Consider the following 2,947-nt stretch of genomic DNA (forward strand, 5'->3'; position numbering starts at 1 on the left):
AGCTGATGGCCTCGGCGTCGCTGCGCTTGTCGTGGGCGGTGCGCAGCTCCACCGGCGCGGCGGCGTCGCCGAGCAGCGCGCTGCTCAGCGCATCGCCCACGGCGATGGCCTGATCGATCGGCCCTTCCAGGTCGAGCTTGCCCTCGACGTAGGCGCCGCCGAGGGCGTCCAGGCTGGGGCTGGCCAGCTGGCTGACCAGGCTCGGATCCTTGACCACCAGGGTCACCTTGGGCCGCGGCCCCAGGTCGATCTGCTTGCCGTCCCACAGCTTCAGACGCAGCGGCAGCTGGAGTTCGCGGAGTACGGATGGCAGTTGCGCGAGCATGCGAAACCCTCCTGCGGATGCACGTGAAGACACATCCAGCCTAGTCCAGATGATCCCTCTGTCAGGCCAAGGGTTCAATTGCCCGCGCAACACGCCGCGCCGTGGGCCCGAGGGTCAGTCCCGGTCGATGCGCAGTTCGGGCAGCGCCCGGCCCGCCACCAGGCGCTCGTCGACCAGGCGAATCACCGCCGCCTCGTCCCTGATGCCGTACCACTCGCCCTGTGGATAAAGGCTCGCGGTCGGCCCCAGGTCGCAGGGGAACTGGCACTGGCTGCGGGTGATATGCACGCCGCCGTCGCACTCCAGCCGGCCGGCGGCCTTGAGCCGCTGGCGCAGGCTTTTCCACAGGCCGAGGGCACCCTTGCGGGTGCAGCGCGGGCCGTTGCACAGCAGCAGGCGCTGGGCATGGGGCGGGATCTGCGACCAGGCGTGCTGCGCCGGCAGCAGCGGCACCTCGCTGCAGGGGAGATGCGCCGCACGGCGCTCCAGCAGCGCGCCCAGGCCGTCGAGCCAGGCGTCTTCCAGCGCCGTGCAGAGCACGAACACCTGGGCCCCGTCGCCGCGCTCGGCGATGCGCTGGCGCAGCCAGTCGCGGTGCGCGGCATCGGCGCGCGGCTCCAGATCCACCACCAGCAACGGTCGCGGCGCCTGGTCGATGGCCTGCCAGCAGCCGTCCTGCTCGCTGTCGTGCAGGTGCGCCTCACCGAGTAGCGCTTCGATGCGCTGCTGCAGACGCTCGGCCGATGCGCCACGCCCCAGGCCGGGGCCGATAAACAGGATGCGCGCGTAGGGGGCTTGGTTCATCGGGGTCTCCAAAACGGGCCGGCAGTCTAGCAGCGTGCCGAGCACTGAAGGCAATCCGTAGGGTGGACGTCGCTTTTTACGTCCACCACAACGGTGGATCGATGAAGCGTGATCCACCCTACGCCAACGCACCCGCCCTTGGGCCACAACGCAAATCCGTGGGAGGGTCTTTAGCCGTGACGGCAGCAATCCAGTCGCCGCTGAAGCGCCTCCCACAGGGCTTCCAGCTCGGCGAATTCCCGCGTCACCGCCGGCAACGCGGGACGACGCAACAGCAGCACCGGCAGACCCAGTTCGCGCGCCACCTGCAGCTTCGGTTCGGTGGAGGCGCTGCCGCTGTTCTTGCTTACCAGCACGTCGCAGCGGATACGGGCGAACAGCGCACGTTCCTCGTCCAAAGAGAACGGCCCGCGCGCGCCGATGATCTCGGCGCGCGCGGGCGCCGGTTCGGCCTGCAGGCAGCGCACCGTCCAGTGCTGGTGCTCGGGTATCTCGTGCAGATGCGCCAGCGGCTCGCGACCGGAGGTGAAGAACGGCCGCTGGAACGGCGCCAGCGCGCGGGTCAGTTCATCCCAGCCATCCACCTCGCGCCAGTCGTCGCCCGCGCCCGACTGCCAGCCAGGGCGACGCAGCGCCCAGCATGGCACGCCGGCGATCGCGGCGGCGCGGGCGGCGTTATAGCTGATCTGCGCGGCATAGGGGTGGGTCAGATCCAGCAGCAGCTCGATGCCTTCGGCGGCGATAAAGGCCGCCAGGCCTTCGACCCCGCCAAAGCCGCCGACGCGCACGCGGCAGGCCAGATCGTCCGGCACGCGGCCGAGGCCGGCCAGGCTGTAGACGGTCTCCGGCCCCAACCAACGGGCCAGGCGCAGCGCTTCGGTGGTGCCGCCGAGCAGCAGGAGTCGCGCACTCACGCCTTGCGCACCGCCAGCAGGGTGATCGGCAGTGCGGCGCGCCAGGTGTCGAAGCCGCCCAGCGGCTGCGCCTGGGCCACGGTGAGCCGCAGCAGCTCGCCACCCTGCCGTTCGCGGAAGGCCACCAGCGCCGCCTCGCTCTGCAGGGTCACGGCATTGGCCAGCAGGCGCCCGCCGGGCTTGAGTGCTGCCCAGCAGGCGTCCAGCACACCGGGCACAGTGACGCCGCCGCCGATAAAGATCGCATCCGGCGTCGGCAGCCCGGCCAGCGCCTCGGGCGCGTGTCCGGCGACCAGTTGCAGGCCGGGGACGCCGAGGGCGTCGCGATTGTGACGGATATGATCCTGACGCCCCTCGTTGGCCTCGACGGCGATGGCGCGGCAAGCCGGATGCGCGCGCATCCACTCGATACCGATGGAGCCACAGCCGGCGCCGACGTCCCACAACAGCTCGCCGGGCAGCGGCGCCAGGCGCGCCAGGGTCACCGCGCGCACGTCACGCTTGGTCAGCTGGCCGTCGTGGCGGTAGGCCTCGTCCGGCAGGCCGCAGGTCGGCGGCAGCAGTTGCGCACCGGCGTCGGCCAGGCATTCCACCGCCAGCAGGTTGAGGTCGGCGCCCCGCGGCAGGTTCCAGCTTTCGGCCAGACCATCGAGTCGGCGCTCCTCCGGCCCGCCCAGATGTTCCAGCAACGTCAGGCGGCTGGCACCGAAACCACGGGCGCGCAGTGCTGCGGCAACCTGTACGGGCGTGTCGCCATCGGCGCTCAATACCAGCAGGCGCAGGCCGGGAAACAGCCGGGCGTTGAGCGTGGCCAGCGGCCGGCCGACCACGGAGACCACCTCAATCTCCTGCAGCGGCCAGCCCAGGCGCGCCGCCGCCAGCGACACCGAGGACGGCGCCGGCA

Annotated in this window: 3 protein-coding genes and 1 pseudogene; all 4 read right to left on the minus strand. The window is 71.2% G+C overall.

Annotated elements, in window-relative coordinates; translation table 11 throughout:
- Positions 1-325 (minus strand): annotated as a pseudogene (locus N878_RS16590) (SAM-dependent methyltransferase); the annotation flags it as partial.
- A 114-nt stretch (positions 326-439) separates the two neighbouring features.
- Positions 440-1,129 carry a ferredoxin gene (locus N878_RS16595; RefSeq protein ID WP_021444728.1) on the minus strand — a complete coding sequence of 230 codons (690 nt, stop codon included), beginning with the start codon at positions 1,127-1,129 and terminating at the stop codon, positions 440-442.
- Between the two features lie 170 nt (positions 1,130-1,299).
- Complete coding sequence (locus N878_RS16600; protein WP_021444729.1) at positions 1,300-2,043, minus strand: cobalt-precorrin-6A reductase; 744 nt, start codon at positions 2,041-2,043, stop codon at positions 1,300-1,302.
- On the minus strand, positions 2,040-2,947 hold a 908-nt coding region (gene cbiT / locus N878_RS16605), incomplete at its 5' end, for a precorrin-6Y C5,15-methyltransferase (decarboxylating) subunit CbiT (RefSeq protein ID WP_021444730.1). The genes N878_RS16600 and cbiT, both read right to left, overlap by 4 nt.

This window comes from Pseudomonas sp. EGD-AK9 (assembly GCF_000465935.2).
Lineage (GTDB): Bacteria > Pseudomonadota > Gammaproteobacteria > Pseudomonadales > Pseudomonadaceae > Aquipseudomonas.